12 protein-coding genes are annotated in these 15,192 nt (G+C 38.6%); 3 read left to right on the forward strand and 9 right to left on the reverse strand.

Annotation, left to right across the window (positions count from 1 at the left end):
• Positions 1 to 23 precede the first annotated feature (23 nt).
• The 4 genes from treC to AB3N04_RS08995 form a co-directional block, all read right to left on the reverse strand.
• On the reverse strand, positions 24 to 1,703 hold the full coding sequence (gene treC, locus AB3N04_RS08980; protein ID WP_368505709.1) for an alpha,alpha-phosphotrehalase: 1,680 nt from the start codon (positions 1,701 to 1,703) through the stop codon (positions 24 to 26).
• A gap of 159 nt (positions 1,704 to 1,862) precedes the next feature.
• Positions 1,863 to 3,275 carry a PTS system trehalose-specific EIIBC component gene (gene treP, locus AB3N04_RS08985; protein WP_368505710.1) on the reverse strand — a complete coding sequence of 471 codons (1,413 nt, stop codon included), beginning with the start codon at positions 3,273 to 3,275 and terminating at the stop codon, positions 1,863 to 1,865.
• Between the two features lie 267 nt (positions 3,276 to 3,542).
• Positions 3,543 to 4,862 carry a polysaccharide biosynthesis protein gene (locus AB3N04_RS08990; protein WP_368505711.1) on the reverse strand — a complete coding sequence of 440 codons (1,320 nt, stop codon included), beginning with the start codon at positions 4,860 to 4,862 and terminating at the stop codon, positions 3,543 to 3,545.
• A 108-nt stretch (positions 4,863 to 4,970) separates the two neighbouring features.
• Positions 4,971 to 6,383 carry an alanine/glycine:cation symporter family protein gene (locus AB3N04_RS08995; protein ID WP_368506018.1) on the reverse strand — a complete coding sequence of 471 codons (1,413 nt, stop codon included), beginning with the start codon at positions 6,381 to 6,383 and terminating at the stop codon, positions 4,971 to 4,973.
• A 291-nt stretch (positions 6,384 to 6,674) separates the two neighbouring features.
• Here AB3N04_RS08995 and AB3N04_RS09000 point away from each other — a divergent pair, with 291 nt between their 5' ends.
• Positions 6,675 to 7,574, forward strand: coding sequence for a DMT family transporter (locus AB3N04_RS09000; RefSeq protein WP_368505712.1), 900 nt, complete (start codon positions 6,675 to 6,677; stop codon positions 7,572 to 7,574).
• Positions 7,575 to 7,589: 15 nt separating this feature from the next.
• Here the strand turns inward: AB3N04_RS09000 and AB3N04_RS09005 are convergent, their stop codons facing one another.
• The 4 genes from AB3N04_RS09005 to AB3N04_RS09020 form a co-directional block, all read right to left on the reverse strand.
• The gene (locus tag AB3N04_RS09005; RefSeq protein WP_368505713.1) at positions 7,590 to 8,150 is read right to left on the reverse strand and encodes a glycerol-3-phosphate responsive antiterminator; all 561 of its coding nucleotides are present in this window, start codon (positions 8,148 to 8,150) and stop codon (positions 7,590 to 7,592) included.
• A gap of 188 nt (positions 8,151 to 8,338) precedes the next feature.
• The gene (gene glpK, locus AB3N04_RS09010; protein WP_368505714.1) at positions 8,339 to 9,847 is read right to left on the reverse strand and encodes a glycerol kinase GlpK; all 1,509 of its coding nucleotides are present in this window, start codon (positions 9,845 to 9,847) and stop codon (positions 8,339 to 8,341) included.
• A gap of 22 nt (positions 9,848 to 9,869) precedes the next feature.
• Positions 9,870 to 10,703, reverse strand: a complete 834-nt coding sequence (locus AB3N04_RS09015) for an MIP/aquaporin family protein (protein WP_368505715.1) — start codon at positions 10,701 to 10,703, stop codon at positions 9,870 to 9,872.
• Between the two features lie 288 nt (positions 10,704 to 10,991).
• Positions 10,992 to 11,681, reverse strand: a complete 690-nt coding sequence (locus AB3N04_RS09020; protein ID WP_368505716.1) for a pseudouridine synthase — start codon at positions 11,679 to 11,681, stop codon at positions 10,992 to 10,994.
• 160 nt (positions 11,682 to 11,841) lie between these two features.
• Between AB3N04_RS09020 and adh the strand changes: the two genes are divergently transcribed.
• Both adh and AB3N04_RS09030 read left to right on the forward strand, forming a co-directional pair.
• Positions 11,842 to 13,362: an aldehyde dehydrogenase gene (adh, locus tag AB3N04_RS09025; RefSeq protein WP_368505717.1), complete on the forward strand. Its 1,521-nt coding sequence runs from the start codon at positions 11,842 to 11,844 to the stop codon at positions 13,360 to 13,362.
• 20 nt (positions 13,363 to 13,382) lie between these two features.
• Complete coding sequence (locus AB3N04_RS09030) at positions 13,383 to 13,739, forward strand: DUF779 domain-containing protein (RefSeq protein ID WP_047973868.1); 357 nt, start codon at positions 13,383 to 13,385, stop codon at positions 13,737 to 13,739.
• 46 nt (positions 13,740 to 13,785) lie between these two features.
• Here AB3N04_RS09030 and AB3N04_RS09035 read toward each other — a convergent pair whose 3' ends face one another.
• Positions 13,786 to 15,093: an ATP-binding protein gene (locus AB3N04_RS09035; protein WP_368505718.1), complete on the reverse strand. Its 1,308-nt coding sequence runs from the start codon at positions 15,091 to 15,093 to the stop codon at positions 13,786 to 13,788.
• Positions 15,094 to 15,192 lie beyond the last annotated feature (99 nt).

Here is a 15,192-nt window from a genome sequence, read left to right on the forward strand (position 1 = left end):
TATTTACCACCCATCGTAGTTTATCATGAATTTTTAATTTGATAAACGAGTGATTCATAAGGGCGTAGCGTTTTAAGTTCGGGTAATTCAGCTGAATCTGTGTAGTTCGATACTAAAAGCTTCGACTGTTCAAATTCGTCTAGAACTTGCTCAAGATCAATCGATGCTTCTTGTCCATAGAAGTTATTAACAACGACTAATTGTTCATCTTGGTAAGTACGTACATAAGCAAAGATTTGATCATCATTCTCTAAAATTAAGTTGTAATCACCATAAGTGAGCACATCGTATTGTTTACGTAACTCAATTAACTTTTTGTAATGATAGAAGATGGAGGTTGGATCGGCTACGGCATTCTCGGCGTTAATTTGCTTGTAATTCTCACTTACACCAATCCACGGTGTTCCCGTTGTAAAGCCAGCATGCTCACTAGTATTCCATTGAACAGGTGTTCTTGAGTTATCACGGGATTTACGCTCGATGATCGCCATAATTTCACTTTCAGCGATCCCTTTTTCTTTCATGATCTCGTAATAGTTAAGAGTCTCGACATCACGGTACTGATCGATAGACTTAAACTTCGGGTCAGTCATTCCAAACTCTTCCCCTTGATAAATATAAGGAGTTCCTTGCATCATGTGCACAGTTGTCGCAAGCATTTTTGCAGATTCTTTATGAAATTCTTGATCATTTCCATAACGAGTAACGACACGGGGCTGGTCATGGTTGCACCAAAATAATGCGTTCCAACCTCCACCTTTATTCATTTCAACTTGCCACTTTGTAAGGATTTGCTTTAAGGCTTTGAAGTCAAAATCAGCAAGTGCCCACTTTTCTCCGTTCGGATAATCAACTTTTAAGTGATGGAAATTAAACGTCATACTGAGTTCGTTACGCTTTGGATTTGAATATTTAATACAGTGATCAATTGAAGTTGATGACATTTCTCCAACCGTCATACTATCGTATTTTGATAAAACTTCACGATTCATTTCCTGTAAATATTCATGAACAAGCGGTCCGTCTGTGTAGAATTTCCGCCCGTCTCCAGGTGCAACAGAACCGTCATCATTAGGGAATGATTGATCTTTGGATATCAAATTGATTACGTCTAACCTAAAGCCATCAATTCCTTTATCAAACCAAAAATGCATCATCTCATAGACATGTTGACGCAGCTCTTCGTTTTCCCAATTCAGATCAGCTTGGCTCACATCAAATAAGTGTAAGTAGTATTGCTCGGTTTTCTCATCCCACTTCCAAGCATTTCCTCCAAATTTAGATTGCCAGTTAGTCGGCTCAGCCCCGTCTATTGCATCTTTCCAAATATAAAAATCACGATACTTATTGTCTTTTGATTGCTTAGATTCTTTAAACCAAACATGCTCAGTCGAAGTGTGATTCACGACTAGATCCATAATTAGTTTCATTCCACGCTTATGCGTTTCTTCTAGTAAACGGTCAAAGTCTTCCATTGTACCGTATTCATGGTGAATCGAATAATAATCACTAATATCATACCCGTTATCCTTTTGAGGGGATGCATACACCGGCGTTAACCAAAGTACATCTACTCCTAAATGCTTTAAGTAATCGAGCTTTTCAATGATCCCTTGTAGATCACCTACTCCATTTCCTGTTGTATCATTAAAGCTCTTTGGATAAATTTGATATACGACTGACTTTCTCCACCATTCATTCATGTGTTGTCACCTTCCTTATCACATTTAAAACTTAACTTGTATATACAAGTTAAGTTTACCTTTTTTCCTATTAAAAAACAAGAAAGCCATTCGTACTCAGCCTTTATTCACTTATGAATAAGCTGACCTACAAATGGCTCCAATCATTACTTCCAACCCTTAAAGATTAGGCTTACGTACTTTCGCATATAGATACGTTAGGACGATTGGTACTACAAATGCAATAACCATACCGATAGAGAATACTAACCATTTTCCGCCTTCAATCGAGAATACCGCTGGCAAGCCACCTACACCAATGGCAGGAGCTGTTACAGCATTAATGGTAATCCACACAGCTGCAATCGCTGAACCGATAATCGCGCAAATAAATGGGAAACGGTAGCGTAGGTTAACCCCGAACATAGCCGGTTCAGTAATCCCAAGATAAGCTGAAACAGCAGACGTAAACGATAAACCTTTTACTTTGTCATCTCGTAAAACGAAGTACATAGCAAGAGCTGCAGAACCTTGAGCAATATTTGATAGCGCCACAATCGGCCACAAGAATGTTCCACCGGTGCTTCCAATTAATTGCAAATCAACTGCAAGGAATGTGTGGTGCATACCTGTAATAACAAGAGGCGCATAAATAGCTCCGTATAATAAACCGCCAACAGCAGCAAAGTTACCAAAAATACCCACAAACACATCTGTAATTCCATTACCAATAGCAAATGTGATAGGACCGATAACGATGAAAGATAAGAAACCAGTTACAAGCAACGCGATAGGAGCAACGACTAATAGTTGGAATCCGTCTGGAATACGTTTTTTAAGAAATACTTCAATTTTAGCAAGTACAAACGATGCAAATAAAATCGGAAGAACTTGTCCTTGATAACCTACTTGCGCGATATCAAATCCAAATAAGTTCCAATAAGGTATTTCTCCAGCTTCTAAGGCCTCTCCATATGCCCAAGCATTTAGCAAGTCTGGATGAACGAGCATTAAACCAAGTACTACCCCGAGTAATTCATTTCCACCAAACCGCTTCACTGCGGACCAACCAATTAATGCTGGCAAGAAGACAAAGGCGGTGTTTGCAATTAAATGAATAATATTAGCAAAATCTGCCCATTGCGGAAACATTTCAACAAGTGATTCACTTCCAAAAATACCAGGGGCCGTTAAGATGTTATTAACCCCCATTAATAAACCAGCTGTTACAATCGCAGGTAAAATCGGGATAAAGACATCCGCTAATACTTTAATTGCACGTTGTAAGGGATTTAAGTTTTTCGATGCTGCATTTTTAGTATCTTCTTTAGAAGACTGTGAAATACCAGCTAAATCACTCAATTCCTTAAAGATCTTATCAACAAGTCCTTGTCCGATAATCACCTGGAACTGGCCGTTCGTTGCAAATGAACCTTTAACAACATCAATATTTTCAAGCTTTTCTTTATCTACTTTCCCCTCGTCATGTAGGGCAAAACGTAGACGTGTTACACAATGAGTAGCTGATGCAATATTTTCTTCGCCACCAATGGCTTCGAGTATTTGCTTAGCAGCTTCTTTATTAGCACTCATTTCTTTTCCCCCTCTGTTAGCGTTTTCATTTCGAATATAAAAGATGAGGCTGATTAACATTTATTCCTATAGTGTCCCAATCTCTTCGGGTAAATATGTGTCATTCTCATACCTTGTATATACATGTCGTGATTACGTTTTCATTTTATCTTGTATATACAAATTCGTCAATTGTTTTTTCGACAATTTTTTTACCTTTTTTCATTTCCCTATACCCTAAAAATAAAAAAGATGAACACGGTTGTGCTCATCTTTTTCAATCAATCATCATGGTCTTTCTTTACGCAAACCAATGGTTAACCCAATTTTTTTAGTAATTGTCATATAATGCATGAGAGTAAGCAATACTGCACCGAGATTCATCCCAATAATAATTCCCCCCATGCCAAATTCCGGTCTTGAACCTAGCACAAACATGAGAATGAAGGATAATGTGGTCGCCCATACCGCATGCCAAAATGCATCTTTCACAAGTCCAAGACCTATTAAATAAGCCTGCATTGGCATCACGAAATAGTGAAATAAGAAATAAGGCACTAACAATTGTAAATAACCTGCTGCAGGAGATTCCTCAAAAAACAAATTCGTAAGGGGTTCAGCATAAAAATAAAAAACATATACAGCTGGAATTCCATATGCAAAGGTTGTGAGCATCACTCTTCTTAATAATTTTTGAAGGCGCACTAGATCTCCTTTAGCGTAAGCTTCAGAAACCGCTGGAATTAAGACAATTAATAAAGAATGGGCAATAAAAGCAGGAAAGAAGCCAATCGTAAAAGCAACCCCTGCTAGTTTTCCGTATTGAATCATCGCCATCGTATCGATCATTCCAGCTCTGACTAGCGCCTCTTTAATTAGAAACGGCTTGATTGCAAAAGATGCTGCATGAAAGATTCTAAGACCGGTTGTCGGTAAAGATATTTTCAGTAAGGCTTTTCTCACTTTTGGCCCATCAAGCTTTGCTTGTGGGTGTTTTTTCAATTCATTCATTTGTAAATAAAAAGCAATCATTAAGTACGTTAGCACAATCATTTCTGTGGCTATTAAGGTACATAGCGAAATGAAAATAGCTGTGGGAGTGTCAAAAGAGAAAAATGAAAAAACAAGAACTAAGAGGATAAGCTGACCTGCACGTCGCAAAAAATTTGCAATCGCAATTTTCCGCATATCTTGAGCTCCCATAAAGTATCCTCTAGCAACAGACGAGAACGCTATTATCGGAATTAAGATGATAAATAGAAATGGAGTAGCAGGATGATAACGATCAAATACCGGAATAACTGGTAAAATCACGAACGAAATGGCACTAAAGATGATTGTGCACCCCACTGCAAATCGTAAAGCGTGAACAATCATGCTTCGATGAAAAATAGCTTCCTTCTCCGCTACAAATTTAGAAATCGATATCGGCAACTCCAAACTTGCGATCACTACGACAAATAACACAGTAGGCAAGATGGACATATATAAACCAAGTCCTTCTTCACCTAATTCTCTTGCTAAGACGATGTTTATTAAAAATTCAAGACATTCACCTACAAATGCGACGATAATGAGTAAGATCGCACCTTTTACAAACGTATTCATACAAGCCCCACTCCCTCATCTTTTATATATGAGACAAGTTGAGAGATTATGGTTGGTTTTTAAAATGAAAAACACCTATCAAAAATTGATAGGTGTAATCCATGTGATTTATTGACGTTCCTTTTCTGCTTGCTCATCCCAACATTCTGTATTTTTTAATCCAGTTATATTTTTAGCATAGAAAACAGGATTTTTGCCGGCTTTTCGTTGAGCTGTATAATCTTTTAGAACATCAAGTGCAATCTTACCGATTAGGAAGATTACCACTAAGTTTAATACAGCCATTAAGCCCATAAATAAATCAGCCATATTCCATACTAAAATAATTTCAGCAACTGAACCAAATAACACCATTAATAACACTGCTACTCGGTACACCATTTTCCATGAAGAGCTTTCACGAATAAATTCAATATTTGTTTCACCATAATAATAGTTGCCGATGATCGAGCTAAAGGCAAATAATAAGATAGCAATGGCTACAAAACTTGGTGCCCATGAGCCAATATGTTGGCTTAATGCATTTTGAGTTAACACAATCCCGTTGGATTCACCAGTTTGGTAAACATCTGTTAAAAGAATCATAAAAGCAGTGGCAGAACAGATAATCATTGTATCGACGAATACACCTAATGATTGTACTAACCCCTGTTTTGCTGGGTGACTTACATTGGCAGTCGCTGCAGCATTCGGCACACTACCCATACCAGCTTCATTCGAGAATAATCCACGACGTACACCTTGCATAATCGCAGCCCCAATTCCCCCACCAATGACTTCATTTAACCCAAAAGCATTAGAGACGATTAAACTAAACACAGCTGGAATTTGCGTGAAGTTCGTTAACACAATAAAGAAAGCAATAACTAAATAGATAATGGCCATCACAGGTACGACAATCTGTGTAACGCTTGCAATTCGCTTAACGCCACCAAAGATAACTACCCCCGCAATAGCGGCTACAATAACTCCAATGATAAGACGATCAACATTAAATGCGTTTTCAAAAGCTAATGTGATGGTATTTGCTTGAACCGCGTTAAAGATTAATCCAAAACAAAGTGTAATTAAAATAGCAAAAGCAATGCCTAAACCTCGCTTATTTAAAGCCTTCTCCATATAATAGGCAGGTCCACCACGGAACTGATCACCATCACGCACTTTATAAACCTGAGCTAAAGTACTTTCAATAAATGCTGTTGCCATACCGATGAGAGCTACCACCCACATCCAAAATACAGCCCCCGGACCTCCAAGAGCGATCGCAATGGCAACCCCTGCCAAGTTCCCTGTCCCAACACGGGAAGCTGTACTGATGGTGAAAGCTTGGAATGCAGATATTCCTTTATCTCCATCCTTTTTCTCACCGATTACACGGAACATTTCTCCAAATAATCGTACTTGTACAAAATTCGTACGAACCGTGAAGTAGACGCCCAATCCTAGCAATAAAGCGATTAACACATACGTCCACAGTAGATTATTCCCACCGTCAACGACCCAATTTAATCCTTTCAAAATGCTTTCAGTCAATCTGCTCACCTCAACTTTTCAGTATCTATTTATTATAACAACATAAAGGAAAAACATTATTTTTCTGAAAAATACAATAACTTTTACATACCCTTGACAGTTCCTTATCCCCCCTTCTAAAATAATAAGTATCATATATCCAAATCAAAACCTATGCCTATAGGAGTGGATTTTTCTAAGAGGTTTTTCTCTTATTTTCGCCACACAGCTACAACAAGTAGCTGTGTGGTTTTTTGTTTGTTTAGGCTACTCATTATAATAAGGAAGGAGCTTTCCTCGATGAAATTATGGATCTATCCATTACTTGTTTTTATCGGTGGTTGTTGTCTTGGTATTTTATCTACCTTTGTAAAGCTTGCTTATAGTGCTGGTTATACCCTTAGTGTTGTGACATTGAGTCAATTTATATTTGGTATCGTTTTCCTTTGGATTATTTTCCTCTTTTCCCCTAAAACCAAACTACCTTTCAAAAAAATAATGTTGATGTTCATTGCGGGTGTTCCGATGGCCCTTACAGGCTTATTTTATTATCAGGCACTACAAACATTAGACGCATCTCTTGCTATTATCTTTCTTTTTCAATTTGTTTGGGTTGGTTCATTACTTGAATGGGTCCTAGTGGGAAAACGACCAAGCAGACTAAAGCTACTATCCATCGCTATTTTATTGTTTGGGTCGTTACTCGCAGCAGGAATATTTACACATGGAGGTACTTCTTTTACATGGAATGGCGCTTTCTGGGGGTTTCTTTCTTCGATTACGTTTTCTTTATTTGTTTATTTAAGCGGAACGGTTGGCGTATCTCTTCCGCCTATTCAACGGAGTACGTTATTTGCAACAGGCAGTTTAATCTTGGTACTGTTTGTATTTCCACCATCAACTTTGCTTCACGCAACTTTATCAGCTGATATTTTGTTTTTTGGGTTTATGTTAGGGTTATTTGGAGTTGCCTTGCCACCATTATTATTTTCAATTGGCATGCCCCATATCGGATCAGGCTTGGGGACGATCTTAACCTCTGCCGAACTCCCAGTAGCTGTATTCATGTCCTTTATCGTTCTTGGAGAAGCCGTCACTCTTGTTCAATGGGTGGGAGTAACAATTATCTTAGCAGGCATTTTAGTAGGGAATAAAGAAAGGACAATAAAGCACCAAAATGAAAAGAAGGCTGCAAGTTAGAACTTGCAACCTTCTTTAATTCATCGAGTTAAATTTCCATAAGTCTTCTCTAGATGTTGTGATCGCCCGAGCTCCTGCTTCAAATGCTCGCAAGACATCTTCCTTCGTCTCAATTAAGCCTCCCGTAATCACTTCAGTCTTCGTATCTTTACGAACTTTCTCAATGTATTGAGGGATGACTCCAGGCAATACTTCAATACAATCTGGCTCAATTTGTTCGACTAATTTATAGCTGGTTTCTAATGCAATCGTATCTAAAAGAAATAAACGTTGAATAGCTAATACATTATTTTTCTTCGCTGTTCTGAGCACGTCTCCTCGTGTTGAAATGAGACCAGCAGGCTTAATTTGTTGGCATAGAAACTCTGTTGAATATTTGTCATTTCGTAAACCTTGGATCATGTCCGCATGAAGAATCACTTTTTTTCCAGCTTTCCGTACATGACTCATAACAGCACCAAGTTGAGCGATATGAAGATCTAGCATAACCATATATTCATCATCATTTGAAAGCACCTTCTCAAAATCCTTCATCCTTTTAATAGCAGGTAAAACCTTTTGACCATTAAAATCCATCTTACTCACCCTCACTATGACATGATTGATAATTGTATCACGAATAACCTCAGAAAAAAAAAGAGGCCACAACTAGACTTGACTGATTTACCAATCAAAAGTTGTAGCCCTCTCCTCATAGACTATTTATTAACTTACAGCAAGTATAGCAAGTCTCTTTGTGAACGTAAATGTTTGCTAGTGAGCGATTAGGATTTAGAGGTTGGTTTAAAACCCATTGTTGACTTTACAGCCTGCTTCCAACCCTCATATAATGGCGTGCGTGTTGCCTCATCCATCTGCACTTCAAAAGAACGATCCATTCTCCAATTCGTTGCAATCTCTTGTTTATCTCCCCAAAAACCTACAGCAAGACCTGCAAGGTAAGCCGCACCAAGAGCCGTCGTTTCATTTACAACAGGGCGCTCAACAGGAACGTTCAAAATGTCACTTTGGAATTGCATTAAGAAATTATTCTTAACGGCTCCACCATCTGTACGCAGTTTTCTTAGGTTAATCCCAGAGTCAGCCTCCATCGCTTGCAAGACATCCTTTGTCTGATAAGCTAGCGATTCAAGAGTGGCACGAATAAAATGCTCTTTTGTTGTCCCTCTAGTTAAACCAAATACCGCACCACGGGCTTCACTATCCCAATAAGGAGTTCCAAGTCCAACAAATGCCGGCACCATGTACACACCCTCTGTAGAATCGACTTTAGAGGCGTAATCTTCTGTGTCAGCTGCTTGATTGACCATACGCATTCCATCTCGTAGCCATTGAATCGCTGAACCCGCAACAAAAATGCTTCCTTCAAGCGCATATTCTACTTTTCCATCAATTCCCCAAGCAATCGTTGTTAGTAGTCCACTTTCTGATCTAACTGCTTTTTCTCCAGTATTCATTAACATGAAACAACCTGTACCATACGTGTTTTTTGCCATTCCTTTTTCAAAGCATGCTTGTCCAAATAAAGCAGCTTGTTGATCACCAGCAGCCCCAGCAATCGGTACTTGTTCTCCAAAGAAGTGGTAGCCTTTCGTTTCGGCATACACTTCAGAAGAGGAACGAACCTCAGGTAACATGGATTTTGGCACATCTAAGATTTCAAGTAATTCCTCATCCCACTTTAGATCATAAATGTTATACATCAACGTTCTTGAAGCATTTGTATAATCCGTAACATGAGCTGTTCCGCCACTTAATTTCCAAATGAGCCATGTATCAATCGTGCCGAATAATAAATCTCCTGCTTCAGCTCGCTCACGTGCTCCTTCTACATGATCAAGTAACCATTTCACCTTCGTCCCGGAAAAATAAGCATCAATGAGTAAGCCTGTTTTATTTCGGAATAAGTCATTATGACCATTTTTCTTTAACTCTGTACATATCTCAGCTGTTTGACGCGACTGCCACACAATCGCTTTGTGGATTGGCTTACCTGTATGCTTATCCCAAACCACAGTCGTTTCACGTTGATTTGTAATACCAATTGCAGCAATCTGATTAGGCTTTATATCTGACTCTGACAAAACACTAGCTATGACAGATAAAACAGATCCCCAGATTTCATTTGCATCATGTTCCACCCAACCAGGCTTCGGGAAATATTGGGTGAATTCTTTTTGAGCAGAATGAACAATCTCTCCTTTCTCATCAAATAAAATAGCACGCGAGCTTGTTGTTCCCTGATCAAGTGATAGAATGTATGTTTTTTCCATTTTTATTCTCTCCTCTTTTTGTTTATGAGATTTCTTTCGCATTATTTTGATAGTGTGTGGTTATCTTTGATGTAGTCGGCATCATTTTTGAAGCTGCACTTATAATTAATAAGATAGCAATTAAGACAAAGAGCGGGATGATTGATCCGCCATTAAACATAATATGATAAAATTGTGCGCCTAGCACGCCACCCATTACTGGCCCAACAATGGGTACCCATGCATACTTCCAGTTCGACGTTCCTTTTCCTGCAATCGGTAGAAGAAAGTGTGCAAGTCGCGGGCCCAAATCACGAGCAGGATTAATTGCATAACCAGTCGTTCCTCCTAATGAAAGTCCAATAGCAACAATTAAGAACCCAACAATTAATGGATTAAGTCCTTCTGTGAATTGGTTTGCACCGATAGCCAGTAACCCAAATAATAAAACAGCAGTTCCAATGGCTTCACTAAGTAAATTGGAAGGTGTGTGAGCGATCGCTGGATCTGTAGAGAATACAGCCAATTTAGCTCCTTGATCTTGTGTTTCCTTCCAATGAGGCAAGTAGTGAATGAAGACAATAACTGCACCTATAAAGGCTCCAATCACCTGAAAGAGAATATAGCCTGGAACTAAGCTCCATGAAAACTCCCCTACTGATGCTAAACCAAGTGTAACAGCCGGATTAAGGTGGGCTCCACTAATGCCACCTACCGCGTAAACCGCAAAAGCTACTGCAAACCCCCAGCCAAATGTAATGACAATCCATCCAGAGTTCTCTGCTTTTGATTTCTTTAAAACGACACCTGCTACAACTCCTCCTCCAAAAATAATTAAAATCATTGTACCAATTAATTCCGCTAAATAGACACTCATAGATCTTACTCCTTTCGTGGAAGCGTTTACCAATAAGGACAAAAAAAGAGACAGCTTTTTGCGAGGAACGATCTTTAATGATCACTTCTCGCAAAAAGCTGCCTCTCAATTGAACTCATCAGCTTCATTATAAACTTGCCTTTTAATATACATGACTCTATCAATCTTGTAAAGGGGATATCAATCCTACTAAAGATAATTTTCAGAAAAATAAAATAACAATCGACAAGTTCTAGTTTATTTAGTACACTAGTTCTAGGAGGTGGTACGAACAACTTCTATGCCCTTTCACCTTAGACTCTTCATCAGTACGTTTATTTCTTCGCCAGTTAATTCACGCCATTGTCCATATGGCAATCCACTTAAAGTAAGATTCATAATTCGAACTCTTTCAAGCCTTGTCACATAGTACCCAAATACTTTTGTCATTCGTCTAATTTGACGATTTAGACCTTGAGTTAAAACGATTTTGAATGTTTGATCGTCGACTCTAGTCACCTTACATGATTTGGTCACCTGGTCTAATATTTCAACACCAGATGCCATACTCTCCATAAAGGAATCTGGAAAAGCACGATCAACTGTTACAACGTATTCTTTCTCATGGCCATTTTCAACACGCATTAGCTTGTTAACAATATCTCCATCATTTGTTAATAAGAGCAGACCTTGAGACTCTTTATCCAACCTACCTACTGCAAAAATACGTTCTGGGTAGTTCATGTAATTGATTAAGTTATTTTTCACTTGCCGTTGAGCCGTACATATAATGCCCGTTGGTTTATTTAACAAAAGGTAAATATTACGCTCTTTCATCGGAATAGGCTGACCATCTAATAAAATACAATCGGATGGTTCAACAAATGAATCTTTCGTAGCAACTTTGCCATTAACTGTTAGACGACCAGCAACTAATAATCTTTCTGTTTCTCTTCTTGAGCAGTATCCTGTTTTACTTATATACAATTGAATTCTCACATGGGTAATTCCTTTCTAGACAGCTCTATTACGTCTATATTAGCATGTGTTTGTTTAACTTTATTTAGATAGTTGTTTTTGTAATCGCTTTCATTATCTGTTATTTAGGTCCTGTGCTCATGGGCCATTCTCTATCAATCTACTTTTAGGAGGAATTTACATGGTTTATAAAAATCCAAACACAGACGGAGCACTAATTAACTTTAAGGATCGCTATGAAAATTATATAAATGGTGAGTGGACAGCTCCTGTAGGCGGTAACTACTTTGAAAATATCACACCTGTAACAGGTAACGTTTTTTGTGAAGTGGCTAGATCGTCTGCTGAAGATATTGAATTGGCACTTGATGCTGCTCATGCCGCAAAAGATAGCTGGGGTAAAACCTCTCCTGCAGAACGTGCCAACATCTTAAATAAAATTGCTGATCGAATGGAAGAGAACCTGGAAATGCTTGCGGTAAGCGAGACTTGGGAAAACGGGAAAGCTGTGCGCGAGACATTGAATGCTGATATTCCTCTAGCGATCGACCATTTCCGGTATTTTGCAGGCGTAATACGTGCTGAAGAAGGAAGTCTATCTCAAATCGATGAAAACACCGTTGCTTATCACTTTCAAGAGCCACTTGGGGTAGTAGGACAAATTATTCCTTGGAATTTCCCGATTCTCATGGCTACATGGAAATTGGCTCCAGCACTTGCAGCAGGTAACTGTGTGGTTCTTAAGCCAGCTGAACAAACACCTGTTTCGATCTTTGTATTATTAGAATTAATTGAAGACCTCCTGCCAAAAGGCGTATTAAATGTCGTCAATGGTTTTGGCGTAGAAGCTGGGAAGCCACTCGCACAAAGCAACCGAATTGCTAAAGTTGCCTTCACAGGCGAAACAACTACTGGTCGCCTCATTATGCAATATGCTTCAGAGAACATCATACCAGTCACGTTAGAGCTTGGGGGAAAATCACCTAATATCTTCTTCTCTGACATTATGGATAAAGATGATGCATTCTTAAATAAAGCTGTGGAAGGCTTTGTCATGTTCGCACTAAACCAAGGGGAAGTTTGTACATGCCCATCTCGTGCGCTAATTCATGAGTCTATCTATGATGAATTTATGGAACGTGCGATTGCTAGAGTAAAAGAAATTAAGACTGGAAATCCACTTGACCCAGATACGATGATGGGTGCACAAGCTTCACAAGAGCAATTAGAAAAGATCCTCTCTTATTTAGATATCGGCAAACAAGAAGGTGCAACTTGTTTAACAGGCGGTGCTCGTAATCAGCTGAAGGGCGATCTTGAAAATGGCTATTACGTCCAACCAACCGTCTTTGCTGGTAAAAATGATATGCGTATTTTCCAAGAAGAAATTTTTGGTCCAGTTGTGTCTGTGACGACGTTTAAAGATGATGCTGAAGCCTTAGCTATTGCCAATGATACGCTTTATGGATTAGGAGCTGGTGTGTGGTCTAGAAATATTAACACTGCTTACCGTTTCGGTCGTGAAATTCAAGCAGGACGTGTTTGGACAAACTGCTACCATGCTTACCCTGCTCATGCTGCGTTTGGCGGCTACAAAAAATCAGGAATTGGAAGAGAGAATCACAAGATGATGCTCAGTCACTACCAACAAACGAAGAATATGCTTGTAAGTTATAGTGAGGATGCACTTGGATTTTTTTAAACAAGAATGGAGGGATACAGATGGTTGAACGAGTCGTCGCAACCGATGCAACTCTAGAATTTATTAACCATCTAAAAAAAATTCATGGTCCTTTAATGTTTCACCAGTCTGGTGGGTGCTGTGATGGAAGCTCTCCGATGTGCTACCAAGAAGGTGAGCTCCGTGTTGGAGAGCAAGATGTTCTTCTTGGCCACATAGGTGAATCCCCCTTCTATATTGCAAAGGATCAATATGCTTATTGGAAGCATACACAGCTTATTATTGATGTCGTCGCAGGCCGCGGAGGAATGTTTTCTCTTGAAGGTCCAGAAGGAAAACGATTTTTAACCCGTTCACGAGTGTTCACGCCAGAAGAGAGAAAAGAATTAGGACTATAAACCAAAGAAAAAGGGGCTGGACATGGAGCCCAACCCCTTTTTTCTACTAGATTACTTTTCTATTCTTATCTTTAAAAGTATGGATCGATGAGGTTTCATCTCTTCTAATAGGTAAAGAAATAGACACTGTTGTGCCAACAAACTCTTTACTTTGATAAGAGACCGTCCCTCCCATCGCTTCGATAATACGAATCGAAACCATCGTTCCAAGCCCAGTCCCCTTGTCCTTTGTCGTATAAAAAAGTGTTCCTATCCTACTTAATTCTTCTTTATTCATCCCTTTACCAGTATCAGAAATATGAATCGTAACCAGATCGGTTGACTTCTGAACGACTAATGTCACATTCCCTCCATTTGGGGTAGCTTCTATTGCATTTTTAACAAAGTTAACTAATGCTTGTTTTAGTTGATTTCGATCCGCCCTGACCACGAGATGATCACTAATTTCAATTAATTCATTTAAATGAACCCCATCCTTAATAGCATAAGGATGTAATAGAGCATGAATTTCATGAATGTTTTCGAGTAATTTTACATCTTCCACACTCTTTAATTCCGGCTTAGCAAAGTTCAAGTAATCATTAATGATGTTTTCCGCTCTCCCTAGTTCATTTAATACTAAAGAATAGTATTGTTGACTTGAATCCTTATTTTCCTCTTTCATTAACTGCAAAAACCCCTTAACAACTGTAAGAGGATTTCGAACCTCATGAGCAATAGAAGCAGCAAGCCCAGCTAATGTATTAAACTTTTCTGCTCGAATAATTTCTTCTTGCATCCGTTTTTTTTCATTAATCGCTTCATGCAATAATGTAATAAAACCAGCTGCAATCATAATAACGATTACATAATAAAATAAATAACGACCTAAAACAGACTCGTCAAAAAAGTGTAAGACTTCTTCCCGTATGAGCAGACTGACAATTGAAATTTGAATCACTACGGGTACTAATGAGAGAACAATAGCAATAAGCGTTCTTCTCCATTTTGATAATATATTTTGATATTTAGTTTGAAAGAAAAAGGCAGTGAGGGCAGCAGATGTAATACACACATAAGCAAATACTAGATGGTCTCCTCCCATCATTGTTCGTGTAATCATTACTGTTGCAAAGACCAGCCAACCCGTTTTCATTCCTCCATATAAAAAGGCACATACAACAATAACATAACGAAGGTCCCAATACAGTCCAAACGTTTGATAGGAAAAAACAATACATAGTACACCTGCAATAGCATAAAACACCGTCAAAAACGGGAACCTGGGTTCTTTTTTACCATTTGAAATAACGCTATAAACAAGTACCGGAGATAACACAATAAGCACTTGAAGTAACAATTTTTCGATTATCATCTCTCAAATCTCCTAATTTTTTCTCTTTTCGTACATTCGACAAAGACTGATTGATTCCTCTCATTTTTATTACACATCTTTCGACAAAGTTCGTAAATG

The sequence above is a fragment of the Alkalihalophilus sp. As8PL genome (assembly GCF_040939795.1).
Taxonomy (GTDB): domain Bacteria; phylum Bacillota; class Bacilli; order Bacillales; family Bacillaceae_D; genus Alkalihalophilus; species Alkalihalophilus lindianensis.